Origin of the sequence: Streptomyces longhuiensis (assembly GCF_020616555.1) — a bacterium.
GTDB lineage: Bacteria > Actinomycetota > Actinomycetes > Streptomycetales > Streptomycetaceae > Streptomyces > Streptomyces longhuiensis.
On sequence record NZ_CP085173.1, the window covers coordinates 1 to 16008 of the forward strand.

The following is a 16008-nucleotide window of genomic DNA, read 5'->3' on the forward strand; positions in this document are numbered from 1 at the left end:
CGATCGTGGGACCCGCGCACAGCTACTGCCTGGGCGCCCCGGCCCCGCCGGCCTCCGGCGGCAAGTTCACGCTGGCTGACTTCTGGCCGCTGGGTGTCCTGGGGGTCGGCATCGCGGCCCTGTACGTCGTCAGCCGCCGTCGTCGGGGGTTGTGATGCGGCGCCCGGACCGCGGCACGCTGCGCGCCGCAGGTTTTGTCACGCTGTTGGTGACGGTGTTCCTCACGGTGAACACGTCGGTCGCCTACGCCGCCACCAGCGCGAGTGCGCAGGGCGGGCTGCTGTCCCCGCTGGAACTGGACACCTCCGAGGGCGTCTCCCTCAAGGGCTACGAACTCGGGGCGCAGGGCGGCAGCGTCTTCTCGCTGACGTCCAACTGGCAGGCCATGATCCTCAGCGGCCTGTTCACCGTGGTCCGGGTTTTCGTGGGGCTGGCGTGCTGGGCCATCGAGGTCGCCTACCGCTTCCCGCTGCTGAAGGTGCTGACGAAGCCGGCGCAGCGTCTGTCCGAGATCTACACCGAGACGGTTGTCGATGATCTCGGCCTCAAAAGCATGCTGCTGGCGTGGGCGTTCGTGTTCGGGCTCGTCCTGGTGGTGCGCGGCAAGCACGCGAAGGGGTTCGGTGAGATCGCCCTCACGCTGGTGATCGGCGCTCTGGCCGCCTCGGTGTTCATCACGCCGAACTTCCTGCTCGGCAAGGACGGTCCGATCCTGCAGACGCAGTCGGCTGCTGCTGAGGTCGCGCAGAAGACCGTGAACGCGCACTCCTGGGGCGGCAAGATCTCCTCGGATGACCCGTGCGCGACCGTGTCGGGGCCCGCGTATCAGACGTGCTACGACACCCAGGACGCCAGGACACCTGAAGCGCGGAAAATCGCGAAGCCGATCCAGGACGCCGTGACCAACTCCCTCGTGGTCAAGCCCTTCATGCTGCTGCAGTACGGACGGATCCTCGACCCGGCCAAACCGGCCGACCGCAAGGCCTACCAGGTGCACCTGAAGTGGGTGTCCGGCGGCTACGACACCAACGACGGCCCAAGGAAGGAGGACAAGGCCGATCCCTGCCGTCTGATCAAGGGCCCGGCCAGGCAGTACTGCGAGCGCGAGCCCGGCGACAAGGGCCCGGACACCCTGCCGGAGCTGACACCGGGCGGCAAGCTCCTCGATGAGGTCGCTCCGGTCCTGTCCAAGGACGACCAGGAATTCGCCGCGTTCCTCAAAGACCTCAAGGCCGCCGGGCCCGTGGGCAAGGACTGCGCCAAGTACGCAGCCGAGCCCACCTGGTGGCGTGTGGCCGGCGTCGTCATGGTGATCATCGCCGCCCTGCTGATCTGCGCGCTGCTCCTGTCGGCCGCCATGGTCCTCGTGGGAATCACGGCGGTATGCGCGGGGGCCGCAGCGAGTGGCGGGGTGTGCTTCGTGTGGGGAATGCTGCCCGGCCCGAGCAGGTCAGCGGTGTGGAAATGGCTGGCCCTGTTCGGGATTTCGATGGCCGCGATCCTCGCCATCTCCACGTTCATCCCGGCCGTCGGGATCACCATCGACGTCATCCTCACCGACGGCCCCGACCTGCTGGCCGAGCGCCTCCTCCTCATCGATGTCGTGGCGCTCGTCGGACTCGCCTTCCACCGCCGCCTCCTGATCGCGATCACCTCGTTCAGCCAGCGCCTCACCCTGCGCATGCGATACGCGAAGATCGGCGGCAGCCACATGGCCGGCGACTCCCAGCTGGGGGCCGCACTCGCCATGAGCGGCGTCGGGGGCAGCTACTACACCGCAGGGTCGCTGCGTGGTCACGGCAGGACGGGGCTCAGCACCGCCGGTCTCCTGCAGGGCGTGCTCGGTGGCGCGACCGACGGGGCCGGTATGCCGGGCGATCCGGCACGGCTGCTCGCCGACGCGAACGCGGAGGCCTCACGCGGCCTCGCCCCGATCGGTGCAGCCATCCTGGGGGCCCGGCTTGCCGCGGGCGGTGCCTGGGCAGCGGTCGTCGGCAAGAATCCGGGCGCAGCCAAGCTCAACTCTCTTCGCAAGCCGACGGCCGACGTAGACAGGGAGGGCGGTGCCACCGGGCAGCCCTCCACGTCTTCCGGGCAGAGCTCCGCATCGTCGGGACGGCTCACTGGGGTAGTGGGCGGGCCGCGGGACCGCTACCGCGACGAGGACGGGCAGATCATTGACCCGGACACCGGCGAGGTCCTGCACGACCAGAAAACCGACCGCACCCTCTTGTCGACACGCGCCCACAACCGCCTGGTACGCCTGAGGGGCTACCGCATCGCCCACCAGGGCGGCCGCATGCTCTACGGAGCGACGCTGGGCCTGCCCGTCACCGCCCGCACCGTCCAGGCCGGAGCCTCCCGTGCCACGGGCGACACCCGACAGCAGCTGAAAGTCTGGGGCAACACCCTGCGCCAGGACAGCCGCTCCTGGGGCAGCATCCTCCCGCTCCAGCAGTCCTCTGGGCAGCCCTCAGCCAACAGTCGCCGCATCACCAGCTCCTCAAGCGGTACAACCGCACGCCCTGCGCCGACTGCGGCCGGTGCGGCCGCCGCGGCCACATCCTCCAACCTCCACGGACCGTCTGGCCCGAGCGTTCCGAACCCGGCTGCCGCTCCCGCCTCGTGGAACACCCTGACTGCACCTTCCGGAGCTGGCGCTCCCAAGCTGCGCCCTCACTCGTGGAGTGCGGCGACCACGCCTTCCGGACCCGGAGCCGCTGCTCCCAAGCTGCGCCCTCACTCGTGGAGTGCGGCGACCGCGGCTTCCGGCCCCGGGGCCGTCGGACCCAGGCCGCGCCCGAGCGCGCCGTCCCCGGCGCAGCCCCAGCGGCGGCCACAGCCCGGGCCACAGCAGCCCCCGCACACAACTCCTCCGTCCACTCCCCCGCCGCCGGCGGGTAACACAGCGCGCGTGCCCGGCTCTCCGCGGCGGCCCAGCGGTGGGCTCGGCTCCTCCGACGCCGCCCGGCAGGCCGCACAGGACATGTTCCGCCGCATCCAGGAGAACAACGCCCGCAACCAGCGCCCGAGTGATGGCACAGGCCAGGACGGCGGTGACGACTGATGAACAGTCGCCGGTCGCAACGCCGCTCACGCCGCTTCCTCAAGTGGGGCCTGGTCTCCGGTCTCCTGCTCGCCCTGACGGTGAGCTGCATGGCTCCCCTGTCCGGCGCGGCCGACAAGCTGTCTTTGCTGTCCCAGCAGGACAACACCGACGCAGGCCTCGCCGAGGCGGGCAGCAGCGCGGACATCCCGCCGCGCATGCTCAAGGCCTACAAGAACGCCGTGCACCTGATCGGTTCGAAAGTGCCGAAGTGCCGGGGGATGCGCTGGCCGGTCCTCGCCGGAATCGCGAAGGTCGAGTCCCACCACGCAGCGGGACGCAGCATCGCCTCCAACGGCGACATCCGGCCCAAAATCTACGGAGTGCTGCTCAACGGTTCCGGCGCGGGCGGCAACACCAGCGTGTTCAACGACACCGACCACGGGAAGTGGGACGCCACCGCTACAGGTGAACGCGCGGTCGGCCCCTTCCAGTTCATGCCCGGCACCTGGGAAACAGCCGGGCAGGACGGCAACAAGGACGGGGAGCGGGACCCGCACAACGCGGATGACGCCGCGCTCGGCGCGGCCGTGTATCTGTGCGGGAAGGGCCGCAACCTTGCTGCCGCCACTCAGCTGCGGGCAGCGATCTTTCAGTACAACCACAGCAACGAGTACGTCGCAGGCGTCACCAGCTGGATCCGCCAGTACAGCGCGGCCGCCGGTACCACCGGCAGCCGCAGCGGCAGTGGCCGTGGCAGTCTGAAGGGCGTCACCGGCACGGCGCGCACCGTCCTCGAGGCCGCTCTCTCACAGCAGGGCGAGCCGTACTCGTGGGGCGGTGGAAACGCCAGCGGTAAGTCGACCGGTTCGTGCTGCTCGCCCAGCGGCAAGTCCGGCGCAGGGATCAACGGATTCGACTGCTCGGGCCTGACGACGTACGCGTTCGCGCGGGCCGGGATCCGGCTGCCCCGCACCGCGGCAGCTCAGGCCGGCCAAGGTCGGCGCATCCCCGCCTCCGCCGGGCAAGGAGCGCTGCAGCCGGGCGACTTGGTGTTCTTCGGATATGCCCCGGGGCGGGATTCGACGATCTATCACGTCGGGATCTACCTCGGTGGTGGACAGATGATCAACGCCGCCCGTCCCGGCACCCTCGTCCGCAAAGACCCGGTCGATGCCATGCCTGGATTCGCAGGAGGAGCCCGACTCGTATGACTCAACGTCCGGCACAGAATGGGGCGCGCCGTGGCGGCCCGTGGCTGCTCCTCGCACTGACGGCGGCGCTGACCGCGGTCGCGGCAGTGCTCCTGCTTCCGGTGGTGCGAGCGGATGGCGCAGCGCGCCCGAAGCAGGCAACGCGCCCGGCAGTGACCGACGGGAGTTCCGCTGAGACGCCCAGTGGACGGCGTGCGCCGGCTGATCTGCGTTCCTCCGCGCTGCCCGCACGGACCGCCCCGACGACGAAAGGTGCGCGGGCGGTCGAGTTGCCGCCGCGCGGTGAGGGCCGGGCCGGGGACCGGCCCATCCAGGAGCTGCTGGAGCGCTCCTGGCCGGCCGACCTCCCGAAGCGTCAGGCCTCCGATCTTGTGGCAGTGGGCCGCGCCGTGCTGATCGCGGACGTCACCGGCGTGGGCCGCGACCGCTTCCCCACCGCCTTTCCCACACGCGGCGACGGGCCCTTGATCGCGCCCGCCTTCAGCCGGGTGCGGATCCAGGCCGCCGTCGCCCGCAAGGACACCACCGCCAATGGCCAGGCAATCGTGCATCTGGTGTGGGCCGGAGCCGACCGTGGCGGCACCTACACCGACGGCCGCCTCGCTGACCTCACCTTCCGCCACAGCCCAGGAGATACCGCATGGGAACCGCTTCCGCCCACCTCACGATGACCCCCCTGGCCATGCCGGGTGTCACCGACGCCGCGTTCACGCTGATCCATGCGTCGTGGTGGCTGCTGCTCCACTGGTATGTGCCGCTCACCGTCACCTGCCTCGCATGCGCCGGCTGGGAGCTGGTGACCCGCCGGACGGGGGCGAAGGCCTCACAGGAGCGGTGCGTGCTCACCATGGAACCGGCCCCGTATTTCAATCCGGATGAGGAGCGGGTGCTACGGCAGGGCCTCAAGCTGCTGCAGGCCGCCAACGCCCTGCCGTGGTGGGCGCCCAAACGGTCCCGCTCGGTACGCATCCGGCTGCGCTCCGACGAAGACCATCCGCTGTCCTACCGGCTGGAGGGCCCGCCGGGAGCGGCGAAGTTCCTGCGCACCAGCGCCTTCGGTGAGGCGGTGAGGATCGCCGAGCCGGATCCGGATGCTGAAGTGCGGGACGATGGCCGGGATTTCGAGGTCCGTGGGGAGATGGTGCTGCGCGGCAACCCTGCCGCCTCTCTGCGCGAAGTACCGCTCGAGCCGGATCCGCTGCAGCCCATCGTCGACGCGGTCAGCGCATTGAAGACCGAGCTCGGGGACCTGGTCGAGGTGTGCATCGACCTGCAGCCTGCACCTCGCCTCGCCTTACGCATGCAGCGCCTGCAGATGATCCAGCGGGCGCGCGGGGTGGAACACCGCGAAGCGCGCGCCGCAAGCCGGTGGATGCGCCAGGACGTCGCCGCTGCCGCCGACTCACTGCGCGCCCTCGCCCAGGGACGCCGCGGGCAGACCGCGCCCCTGGTCGTGCCGCAGGCACGGCGCGTCGACCGGGACAAGGCGCTGGGCAAGCTGGCCGCGGACACCGCACTGGCCCGTGTGCAGATTTTGATCCGGTGCGCCTCGGACAAAGAGGGACGAGCCCGTGCCCTGCTGTCCCAACTCCAAGGCGGCTTCCAGGTATTCGCCCACGAGGCACGCCTCGCGCCCCGCGGGATGCGGCTTCTGGCCTGGTGGTGGGGCCCCGACCAATGGCCCCGCAAGGCAGGCTGGCAGCGCCGGTGGGACAGCGGTCAGTGCCGGCCACCCAAAGCAAACCTGGCCCGCCTTGCCGAGCTTGCGGGGCTGCTCAAGCCGCCCACGATGCACTGCCGGCTGCCGATCCTTCCTTCTCAGCTGCCGACGTTCGAGCACGGCAACCGAGAGCTGCTCCTGCAGGGCGTGGTCGTCGAACCCGGCGGCGCACGCAGGCTGGTGGCCAGCTTTGAGGCGGAGACGCTGTTCGAGACGGGAGTGGGCAAGGCGGGCGGCGGCAAGACGGAGCGGGCCCTGGCCCAGGCCATCGCGCTCGCGCACACCGGAGCGGGCCTGCTGTATGTGGACCCCCACCGTGACTCGTGGGAGCGGGCCGCCCCCTACCTCGCGCACCCGATCCTGATGTCCCGCATCCAGCTCATCGACCTCAACCCCACCGGCGCCAAGGGGCGCGTCGGGGCGTGGAATCTGCTGGACATGCGCGGCGGCCGTGCCCGGCACGAGGTGGTGGCAGCTGTCGTCGACGGTCTGGCCGCAGGCATGAACTGGGACGACTCGAACACCCCGCGCGGCATCACGATCCTGACCGCGTGTGTGCAGGTCCTCGCGGCCGTCAACGAACTCGCCGTCCACGCCCCGCAGCCACAGCCCCAGGCGCAGACGACGGTGTTCCACATCCGTTCGCTGCTGACCGACAGTGCATTCCGCGCTGAGGTGCTGGCTGCCGTGGCCGGGCACCTCGGGGAGGAATCCCTGTCCTGGTGGCGCACGGTATTCCCGACCCTGGCCCCGGACGCGTTCGGGATCATCCTCAACCCGCTGGCACGCCTCGCCGAGAACCCGGTCTACTACGCCTTTCTGGGCCAGCCGGAATCCCTGTTCGACCTGCGCCGGGCCATGGACACCCGGCGAGTGCTGTGGGTGTGCACGGCCGGGAACGGACCCACCGACCGGCTCGTCTCCTCCCTGATCGCACACGAACTCCTACGGGCCGGCCGTACCCGGCGCGACGTGCCGCCCCATCAGCGCATCCCCTTCCGCGCCTACCTCGACGAACTCATCACGATCGCCGGCAGCGCCCCCGAGAGCCTGGCCTGCATGTTCGAGGACCTGCGCAAGTTCCAGGTCCGCATCCACGGCATGACCCAGGCCCTGGGGCGCCTGCCCCAGCCCGTGCGGGACGCCCTGCTGCAAAACTCCTCCACCCTGGCCACCACCACCGGCTCACACAAGGTCGTCTCCGCGATCACCGCCGAATGGGGCGACCGGCCCGGCCCCGAACAGGTCGTGACCCTCCCCCGCTACCAGCACTACGCCTCATTCACCGTCGAAGGCCGACGCGTCGGCCCGCTCCATCTGCACGGACCGCACCTCGACAACGACTTCAAACACCTCGCCCACCCCAAGGCCGTGCCCGCACTCGTCAACCGGGCTCACCGCGCCGCGGGCGCCCAGCCGATGAACACGCAGACCGCAAACGCCTCCACACAGATCGACCGCGTCCGCCGCTTCCTCACCAGCTGCACGCCCACGCCCGCCCAGGGTTCACCCACCAGCCTTGCGAAGGGATACCGCTCATGACCAGCCCCGCCTCCAGCGGCCGCGCCGCATCCGAGCCGGCCGGCTTCGTGCCCAGCTACAACGAGGATCTCTCCCATCAAGTCCTGGGGATGATCGCTCAGCACCGAATCGTCACCAACAGCCTCCTGCTTTCTGTGCTCCTGCCCGGACGCCGCCGTGAACAGATCGCGCGCGCATTGTCGAAGCTGCGGCGCGAGGAAGCCGCCGACTTTGTTGTGCTGCCCGCCTCGCACGGCACGCGGGCCTGGTTCCTCACGGAGCGCGGTGCCCAGCTCACCCGGCATCTGCCGCAGCTCAGGGACCGGCCGGCGTATCCGATCACGAGCGCGAGTGCCGCGTCGCTGCGGACCGCGCACACACTGACCGTGGTGCGCGCCCACGCCGCGTTCGCCGTGTCCGCCCGTCTGCGTGGTGACGAACACGGACCGTGGGACTGGACACCCGAAGTGGCCCACAACCTCGGCGACGGCGAACGCGTCATCGCCGATGCCCTCATGCACTACACCCACCACGCCAGCGACGGGCAGCGCATCAAGTTCCGCGCGTTCGTCGAGGTCGACCGGGCCACCATGAGCAGCGAACGCCTGGCCGCCAAACTCATCGAGTACGCCCGGTTCCGCATCTACGAACCACACACCGTAGGGGCACGCCGCTCACGCACCGACGCGCTGGGCGGCCCCGCATGGCTGCGCTGGTACCCCGCCTTCCCCCGCATCCTGTTCATCCTCACCGGGGCCGGGCCTACCGCTCTCGGCAATCGGATTGATGACCTGCGTGCCATGGTCCGCGAACATCCCACGGTGGCCGCGCTCGCCCGCGACGTCCCGCTCGGCGCGGCCGTCCTGGAGGACATCGAAACCCTGGGAGTCGACGCGCCCGTCTGGCATTGCCTGCGTAGTGGTGAGGAACTGCGGCCGTGGACTGAGCTGTGAGGTAGCGAAGGCCGGCACCCTGGCCCGGGCGCCGACCCCAAGCCCTCGCCCACCGCATCGAAGACCTCGGCGCCATGGCCGGCGAACACCCCGCCCTAGCCGCACTCGCCCGCGAAGTCCCCGTCGGCGCAGCCGTACTCGAAGACCTGGAAGCCCACGGGGTCCACGCCCCCGTCTGGCACGCCCTCACCACAGACGCCACACCCCGGACCTGGACTCAGCTGTGAAACCGCCTGGCCACGGAACCCGCGCCTCCGATCAGCAGCCCGGCCCCACCCTTCGCAGAAGTAACCACGATATTGCGCCAACTTGCCGCATACACAGTCTAGTTGTGACCGGTTTTTCCCAATGCGCCGTATCCGCCAGCTGAATTGAGGGGTGCACACACCGCTTACCCACAAGTAGTCTTCCGTCACTCAACAGAATCACCCCAGCTCCACCAACACCACCAACCCCACGGGAGACACCCAAATCCCGCGGCCAAGGTGTCCGGCACAGCACCACAACGGGGAGACGTCATGCACCGACCAGCACGACGCCAGGCATATTCCAGCATTCACAGGTGGAAAAGCGGACGCTCAATCTGTGCCGCGCTTACCGTAGCCGCGCTTTCTGCCGCTGCGCTCACCGGATGCACCAGCACAGACAACAAGGGCCCCGAAGCCACGCTCGGCCCGTCCGATCCAGCGACATCACCCAAGGCGTCCAGCACGCCCAGCGCGAGCCCGTCGCCCTCCGCCACTGGCGAGGCCGCCGAGGTCCAGAGAGCGTATGAGGGCTACTGGAAGGCCACGGTCGCCGCGTACGCCAAGGGCGCGATCGAGGGAACGGACATCAAAAAGTACGCGGTGGCCGAGGCCCTGTCCGACACCAAGTCCGACGTGGTCGGCCTGAAGCAGCAGGGCTACGTAGCCAGGGGGAAGCCGTCGCTCTCGCCTAAGTACGGCGGCGTCGACGACAGCCGCAAGACTCCGCGGTCGACGTTCACGGACTGCGTGGATATCACCAAGTGGACTCTGGTGAAGAAGTCGAACGGCGAAGAGGTTCAGCTCCCGAAAGAGCGCCTTACGCGCTACGTGAGCAACGTGATTGCCGAGAAGTGGTACGGGCACTGGGTGATCGTCCGTGCGACGCAGGAGGAGAAGAAGTGCTGAGGCGTGCTCGCTGGGTCGCGCCCCTTGTCGCCGCTGCATTCTCCCTCTCCTGCGGCATCGCTTCCGCTGACGACGGCACGACGCACGGGTGGTGCAGAAACAAGAAGTTCTGCGTGGGCGCAGGCAGTGCAGAAACTCCGGGAAACTCGTCCTCCGGGGGCACCGCCAAGGGGCGGCCGTCGGGAGCCAAGAAGAGCGGTAAAGCCCCGAAGTGCAAGGTCCAGCGGATGGATCCGCAACCGCCGCCCGACTCCTTCTGGGCCGCGGGCGAAGGGAAGGTGGCTTACGAGCGCACCTGCCCTGACGGCGTGACCACCCACTTTGCGGGAGCCCCAGGCGCGGCCGGGCCGACAGTCAATCCAGCTGTGGTGGCGCAGCAGGCCGTGGATTCCATGAAGCTGGTCGGGCCGAGGGTGGCCAGCCCGCGTGCGGACGCCAAGTACGTCGTCGGGATCCCGATGTGGCTGTGGGTGACCCCGAGTGCGACGACGTTCGGGCCGAACACGGCGACCGCGTCGGCCGGAGGGGTATCGGTCACGGCGACGGCCAAGGTGTCAAAGATCGCCTGGAGCATGGGTGACGGCAAGAAGGTCATCTGCGAGGGCGCGGGCACGCCGTTCAAAAACACGCATAACGGCATCGAGTCACCAGACTGCGGCCACACCTACCAGGAACCGTCCACCCACGAGCCGGGCCAGAAATACCACCTGTCGGCGACCGCGTACTGGGACGTGACGTGGCAGGCGAGCACCGGCGAACAGGGGCAGATCCCCACCACGCGTGAGACCGATGTGGCGTTCACCGTGGGCGAGCTGCAGGCCGTGGGCAGCTGACGCTGCGTTGCCGCAAGAAAGGTGAGCTTTGTGAGCAGGACGGATGTGTCCGCGCAAGCCTCTTCGGGAACCGCACAGGCTGCCCCTGTGACCGCTCCCCCGGTGGGTGCACAGGCGAAGTGGCAGTCGCGTCGGCGACGGCCGGGCATGCTGGCGGTCGCCGTCGCGTGCATCGCTGCATGCGCGGTAGGAAATTACTGGTACTGGACGCAGAACGGGCAGCGTCAGCCGGTGCTGGAACTGGCCCGTGACGTCCCGGCCGGCAGTGTCATCAAGGACAGTGATCTGCGGGAAGCCTCCGTCGCCCTGGATCCGTCGATGAAGGTCGTCGGCGTTCAGCAGCGCGACGACGTCGTCGGCATGCGGGCCGTTTCCACGCTGCCCTCCGGTGCGCTGCTGCACCCGCGGCAGGTGACCCGCAAGACGCTGGTGAATGCCGGCGAGCAGCTCGTCGGGATTGCGTTGAAGCCTGGACAGCTGCCGGATTCGGCCCTGCGGCCGGGTGACACGGTGCAGGTGGTGTTCACCAGCGAGGACCCGTCAGCGGACGCTGCGAAGAACGCGAACGGGCCCGAATCCGTGCAGGCGCGCGTGGTGCGGGTGGGCGCCGCGCGTGAGTCGACTGGTGAGCGGGTCGTGGATGTCGCGGTGGGCAAGGCGCAGGGCCCGCAGCTGGCCGCTCAGGCGGCGGGCGGGGACGTGGCGCTGGCCGTGAACGGGGCGGGCGGCTGATGGCGGTCATCGCGTTGGCCGGGCTGCCTGGTGCACCTGGTGTCACGACGACCGCGCTGGCGCTGCAGCGGAGTTGGCCGTTGGAAGGGGACCGGCGGATGCTGGTCGCCGAGTGTGATCCCGACGGTGGTGCGGTGCTGTCCGGCGCGCTGCAGGGAAGTCTCGCCGCGGATGTGAGTCTGCGGAACCTGTCGGTGTCGCTGCGCGGGGAGCAGTCGCTGCGGGACGCGTTCTGGACGCAGTTGGTCCGTCTGTCGGACGACAGCGGGCACAGTGACGGCCGGCATGTGCTGTTGCCGGGTCTGACGGAGCCGTCGCAGGCCGCGAGTCTGGCGCCTGAGTGGTCGCAGTTGGCCGAGCTGTTCGTGGGGATCGACCGGATGCCCACGCATGCCCATGACGTCATCGTCGATCTCGGCCGTAACGGTGCCTACGGCCCGTCCCGGGTGCTGGCGCAGCGCGCCGACCTGGTGCTGCTGGTCGTGCGGGGCACCCTGCGCAGCGTGAACGCGGCCAAGGGCCGGATCGCGATGCTGCGCCACGTGCTGGAGAGCGACCAGGGCCGCCCCGCTCCCTCGTTGGCCGTTCTGCTCGTCACTGAGGGCGCTTACGGGCAGCGGGAGGTCGAGGACCAGCTCGAGACGCGCGTGATCGCGACGCTGCCTCACCGGCCGGTTGAGGCGGCGGTCCTGTCCGACGGTGCGCCGCAGGATCGCAAGTTCGCCAAGGGCCCGTTGATGAGAGCGGCCCGGGATGCGTGCACGCCCCTCAGGCAGCAGGTGGCGTCGCGGCGCTCACGGTTGTACTCGCCGACGCAGCAGCGGCTCGCGGAGGTGCGCGGTGCGCGCTGAACCCGTCTACAACGGCCCTCCCCCGCCCCGGCGCCCCCCGCAGCAGGGCCCGCCCGGCAGCGTGCCCGCCCACGGCGCGCATCCGGGGTACGGGGCTCCTGCGCCTCGCAGCGTCGGTGTCGCTCCCGTCCCGGCCGCGGCTGAGGCCCCGCAGGCGGTGGACTACCGGGCCGCGCAGGAGATCAAGAAGCTAGTGCTGGAGCGGCTGCGCAAGGAGAGCAGCAGCCGCACGCCGCTGTCGCAGCAGGCCAAGGAGCAGCGGGGCCGTCACCTGATCAACGAGCAGGTGGCGATCTGGTCGGACACGCAGGGGCTGTCCACTGGGGGCGCGGTCAGCCTGGGCGCGGAGCAGGAGCTCGCGGCGCTCGCGTTCGACATGTGCTTCCGTGCCGGGCGGCTGCAGCGTTACCTCGACAGCGAACGGGTGGAGGACATCTGGATCGAGGGGTTCGAGCGGGTCTTCCTGAAGTACAGCGGGCAGCGCGAGCCGGTGCGGGTGGCACGGGTGGCGGACTCGGAGGAGGAACTGCAGGAGACAGTGCGGGACTTGATCCGTGCCTCCGGGCAGGGCGGGCGGACGTTTTCCACGTACAGCCCTGATGTGGAGCTGCGGCTGCCGGACGGGTCGCGTCTGCAGGCCCTGGGCCCGGACATCACGGGCGGGAGCACGCATGTGACGATCCGCCGTCACCGCTACCTGGATGTGGACCTCGGCAAGCTGGTCGGGCTGGGCATGCTCGGTGAGGACGCGGCGGATCTGCTGGCGGCCGCGGTGCGGGGCCGGTTCAACGTCATGGTGGCCGGGGAGCAGTCGTCGGGTAAGACGACGATGCTGCGCGCGTTGTTGAGGGAGATCCGGCCCAGCGAGCGGTTCGGCACGTTGGAGACGACGTTCGAGGGCTTGGCCGATCCGGCGTATCACGAGCATGTGGTGCCCATGGAGGCCCGCCAGTCCAACGGTGAGCGCGTCGGCGGAGCGGCGGCGGGTGAGATCACGCTGATGGATCTGATGCTGCGGGCCAAGCGCATGTCGCTGTCGCGGGTGGTGGTGGGCGAGGTCCGCGGACCGGAGATCACGGCCATGATGCAGGCGATGACCAGTGACCGGCCCGGCAACATGTGCACGATTCACGCCTCCGAGCCCGGTGCGGTCTTCGACCGGATCGCCGAGCTGTATCTGCTGGCGCAGGCGAACTTCACGCCGGAGTTGGCCTATCGGCAGATCGCGAACGGTCTGCACTTGGTTGCGTTCCTCTCGGTCGACGACAGTGGCGAGGCTCCGCGCCGCTACCTCTCCCACATTTGGGAGATCACGGGGATCGCTCACGACGGGCGGCCGGCGCACAACGAGATCTTCGGCCCGGCCGACGGCATCGACGGGCCGGCTGTGCCCAAGGGGGCGCTGAGCGACACCAAGCGCCGCCGTCTCGAGCGGGCGGGGATGACGTCCAGTCTCCTGTCGGATCAGGCGCTGGCCTATCTCAACCGGAGGCCGATGTGATCACGTCGTTGTGGTGGGTGGCCAACGGCACGCTGCTGGGCCTGGGCCTGGTGCTCGCCGTCGCCGCGCTGATCGGGACGACGGCGCCGAAGCGCAGCCTGCCGTGGAAGGGCGAGCGCGGCACGATGGCCCGCAAGTACGCCGCGCAGCGCCGCGTCCTGATCGGCGTCGCCGTCGTGGGCTTGCTGGTGGTGTGGCTGATCACCGGCGTGGTGATGGCCGGGATCATCGTGGGCGCGGTGATCGTCGGCGGGCCGTCGCTGCTGTCCGGTCCGGCGATGACCAAGACGCAGATCGCCCGCCGGGACGCCCTGGGTGACTGGGCGCAGCGCCTGTCGGAGATGGTGCGGCTCGGGAACGCCCTGGAGAGGGCACTGATCGCCTCGCGTAAGCACGCGCCGGCCGCGTTGGCCGGCGAGGTCGGCGAGCTCGCGGACAAGGTCCAGGCACAGTGGCCCACGCACGAAGCCCTCGCGGACTTCGCCCGCGGGTTCGACGACGTCACCGGTGACAAGGTCTGCTCCGCTCTCATCCTGGCAGCGCAAGACCCGGGCCCCGGGCTGGCACAGGCCATGGAGGACCTCGCGGCGTCCGTGCGCGAGGAAGTCAAGATGCGCCAGGGCATCGAGTCCGACCGGCAAAAAGTCCGCACGACGGTGCGCACTCTGACGGTCATCACGCTGGGGATCGTGGCGCTCGGCTTCACCGTGCCGCAGGTCACCGGCGTCTACGCCACGCTCATGGGCCAGCTGGTCCTCGCGCTGCTGGCGGCGGGTTTCGTGGCGACCCTGGTGTGGGTGCGCAGTTATGCCACCCGCGGCCGCACGGCGCGCGTTTTGGTCCCTGACCCGCGCAGCCCGGTGAAGACGGATCCACGCCCCGACGCACAGGCGGAGGCGGTGGGGGCATGGTGAACACACTGACTGCGGTCGTTCTTTCTGGCGGCGTCGGCGGCGCCGGTGTGGCCCTGCTGGTCAATGAACTCCTGCCCGCGGCCCCGAAGCTGGGTCCCGCGCTGGAGCGGCTCAACCCCACGCCGGCTACGCCGCAGCAGGCACAGGTGGCGCCCGGGGCCGCACGGCAGGCCCAGGTCGGGCAGTGGCTCGTGAAACGGCTGCCGATCACCCTGCCGCGCAAGGACCTTGACCTGCTCGGGCAGAGCGCCGAAGAGTTCTTGCTGAACAAGACGCTGCTGGTGCTGTTCGGCCTGTTCGCCCCGTCCCTGTTCATCGGGGCGTGGACCCTTCTGGGGATCAGCGTGCCGCTGTATGCGCCCGGCATCGTGGGCCTGGTCCTCGCCGCCGCGTGCTGGTTCGCCCCCGATCTGACGCTGCGCCGGGACGCGATCAAAGCCCGCGCCGAGTGCGCGCACGCCATCGCCGTGTACCTGGAGCTGGTCGCGCTGCGTCTGGCCGCCGGAATCGCGATCGAGTCCGCTTTGGAGCAGGCCGCGAATGTCGGCCGGGGCTGGGTCTTCCTGCGCATCCGGGATGCCCTGATGCGTGCCCGCGTGGAGCGCACCTCGCAGTGGTCTGCACTCAAAGACCTGGGCGAACTCCTCGACGTTCCGGTGCTCTCCGATGTCGCCGACTTTGTGCAGATGTCCTCCCAGGAGGGCGCCTCCGTCTACGACACGGTGCGGCACCGCGCTGCGAGCCTGCGGACCGAGCAGCTCAACGCCGAAGCCGCAGCGGCCAATGCGGACACCGAGAAGATGCAGGCGCCCCTGGGTGTGCTGTGTGTCCTGGTGTTGGCCGCTATGGCGTTCCCTGTCGTGCTGAACGCCTTCAACCAATCGATGTGAAAGGACGCATACCCGTGTCTGACCTGTTCTTGAAGGCGAGCATGCTGCTCGCCCACCTTCCCACTGCTGTCAGCCGCCGGATCAAGGAGGCGCGTGAGGAGATCGACGAGCGTGGGGATCGCGGCGACAACCCGATCGTCACCGTGATCCTTTGGGTGGCCGGCATCGGCATCGCGATCACGATCGTGGCCGCCCTCGTGCGGCTCGGCACCCGGGCCAGCAGCAATGTGGACAACGTGGACCTCGGCGACTGACCGTGTCGAGCAAGTGGGGAGACCGGGGGTCCTCACCCATCCAGGCAGCGATCCTCTTTCCGGTCGTCATCGTCATCGTCTTCATCCTCCTTCAGGGGGTGATGTGGGCCTACGCACGCAACATCGCCTACACCGCGGCCCGTTCAGGGGCGGCGGCAGGACGCATCTACGAGGCATCTCCTGCCGACGGAGCGGCCCACGCGCGGCGGGCCCTCGAGGACCTGGCAGGCAACATGCTGACCGGTACCAGCGTCAGTACCGCGGCCAGTAGCCGGGACACGATGCGCGTGCACGTGAGCGGACAGGCCCTGACGCTGCTGCCCGGCTTTCACCTGACGGTGCGGGCCACGGTGAGCGGACCGATCGAGCACTGGACCGTCCAGGGGGACCGATGACGTGGCCGGGTCCGGCGATGGTGCAGCGTC

General features: G+C 69.6%; 15 protein-coding genes. All 15 read left to right on the forward strand.

Annotation, left to right across the window (positions count from 1 at the left end; translation table 11 throughout):
- Positions 1–154 precede the first annotated feature (154 nt).
- The 15 genes from LGI35_RS00005 (at position 155) to LGI35_RS00075 (ending at position 15978) form a co-directional block, all read left to right on the forward strand.
- Positions 155–3067, forward strand: a complete 2913-nt coding sequence (locus tag LGI35_RS00005) for a RodZ family helix-turn-helix domain-containing protein (RefSeq protein ID WP_227291533.1) — start codon at positions 155–157, stop codon at positions 3065–3067.
- Complete coding sequence (locus tag LGI35_RS00010) at positions 3067–4260, forward strand: C40 family peptidase (RefSeq protein WP_227291534.1); 1194 nt, start codon at positions 3067–3069, stop codon at positions 4258–4260. The genes LGI35_RS00005 and LGI35_RS00010 overlap by 1 nt, the downstream gene beginning before the upstream one ends.
- Positions 4257–4931 carry a hypothetical protein gene (locus LGI35_RS00015; protein ID WP_227291535.1) on the forward strand — a complete coding sequence of 225 codons (675 nt, stop codon included), beginning with the start codon at positions 4257–4259 and terminating at the stop codon, positions 4929–4931. Before LGI35_RS00010 ends, LGI35_RS00015 begins: the two co-directional genes overlap by 4 nt.
- The gene (locus tag LGI35_RS00020; protein WP_227291536.1) at positions 4901–7522 is read left to right on the forward strand and encodes a type IV secretory system conjugative DNA transfer family protein; all 2622 of its coding nucleotides are present in this window, start codon (positions 4901–4903) and stop codon (positions 7520–7522) included. Before LGI35_RS00015 ends, LGI35_RS00020 begins: the two co-directional genes overlap by 31 nt.
- Positions 7519–8454 carry a replication-relaxation family protein gene (locus tag LGI35_RS00025; protein ID WP_227291537.1) on the forward strand — a complete coding sequence of 312 codons (936 nt, stop codon included), beginning with the start codon at positions 7519–7521 and terminating at the stop codon, positions 8452–8454. Before LGI35_RS00020 ends, LGI35_RS00025 begins: the two co-directional genes overlap by 4 nt.
- A gap of 74 nt (positions 8455–8528) precedes the next feature.
- Positions 8529–8681 (forward strand): hypothetical protein, encoded by a 153-nt coding sequence (locus LGI35_RS00030; protein ID WP_227291538.1) that lies wholly within the window; start codon positions 8529–8531, stop codon positions 8679–8681.
- Between the two features lie 291 nt (positions 8682–8972).
- The gene (locus tag LGI35_RS00035) at positions 8973–9608 is read left to right on the forward strand and encodes a hypothetical protein (protein ID WP_227291539.1); all 636 of its coding nucleotides are present in this window, start codon (positions 8973–8975) and stop codon (positions 9606–9608) included.
- 227 nt (positions 9609–9835) lie between these two features.
- The gene (locus tag LGI35_RS00040) at positions 9836–10441 is read left to right on the forward strand and encodes an ATP/GTP-binding protein (RefSeq protein WP_227291540.1); all 606 of its coding nucleotides are present in this window, start codon (positions 9836–9838) and stop codon (positions 10439–10441) included.
- A gap of 87 nt (positions 10442–10528) precedes the next feature.
- Positions 10529–11173 carry an SAF domain-containing protein gene (locus tag LGI35_RS00045; protein WP_227291541.1) on the forward strand — a complete coding sequence of 215 codons (645 nt, stop codon included), beginning with the start codon at positions 10529–10531 and terminating at the stop codon, positions 11171–11173.
- Positions 11173–12024: a CpaE/TadZ family protein gene (locus tag LGI35_RS00050; RefSeq protein WP_227291542.1), complete on the forward strand. Its 852-nt coding sequence runs from the start codon at positions 11173–11175 to the stop codon at positions 12022–12024. The genes LGI35_RS00045 and LGI35_RS00050 overlap by 1 nt, the downstream gene beginning before the upstream one ends.
- 157 nt (positions 12025–12181) lie before the next feature.
- Positions 12182–13525: a TadA family conjugal transfer-associated ATPase gene (locus LGI35_RS00055; protein ID WP_227291543.1), complete on the forward strand. Its 1344-nt coding sequence runs from the start codon at positions 12182–12184 to the stop codon at positions 13523–13525.
- On the forward strand, positions 13522–14439 hold the full coding sequence (locus LGI35_RS00060) for a type II secretion system F family protein (RefSeq protein WP_227291544.1): 918 nt from the start codon (positions 13522–13524) through the stop codon (positions 14437–14439). Before LGI35_RS00055 ends, LGI35_RS00060 begins: the two co-directional genes overlap by 4 nt.
- Before the next feature lie 47 nt (positions 14440–14486).
- Positions 14487–15329 (forward strand): type II secretion system F family protein, encoded by an 843-nt coding sequence (locus tag LGI35_RS00065; protein WP_227291545.1) that lies wholly within the window; start codon positions 14487–14489, stop codon positions 15327–15329.
- Positions 15330–15343: 14 nt separating this feature from the next.
- Positions 15344–15583, forward strand: a complete 240-nt coding sequence (locus LGI35_RS00070) for a hypothetical protein (protein WP_227291546.1) — start codon at positions 15344–15346, stop codon at positions 15581–15583.
- A gap of 2 nt (positions 15584–15585) precedes the next feature.
- Entirely contained in the window at positions 15586–15978 is a 393-nt protein-coding gene (locus tag LGI35_RS00075) for a TadE/TadG family type IV pilus assembly protein (RefSeq protein WP_227291547.1), read from the forward strand.
- Positions 15979–16008: the final 30 nt, after the last annotated feature.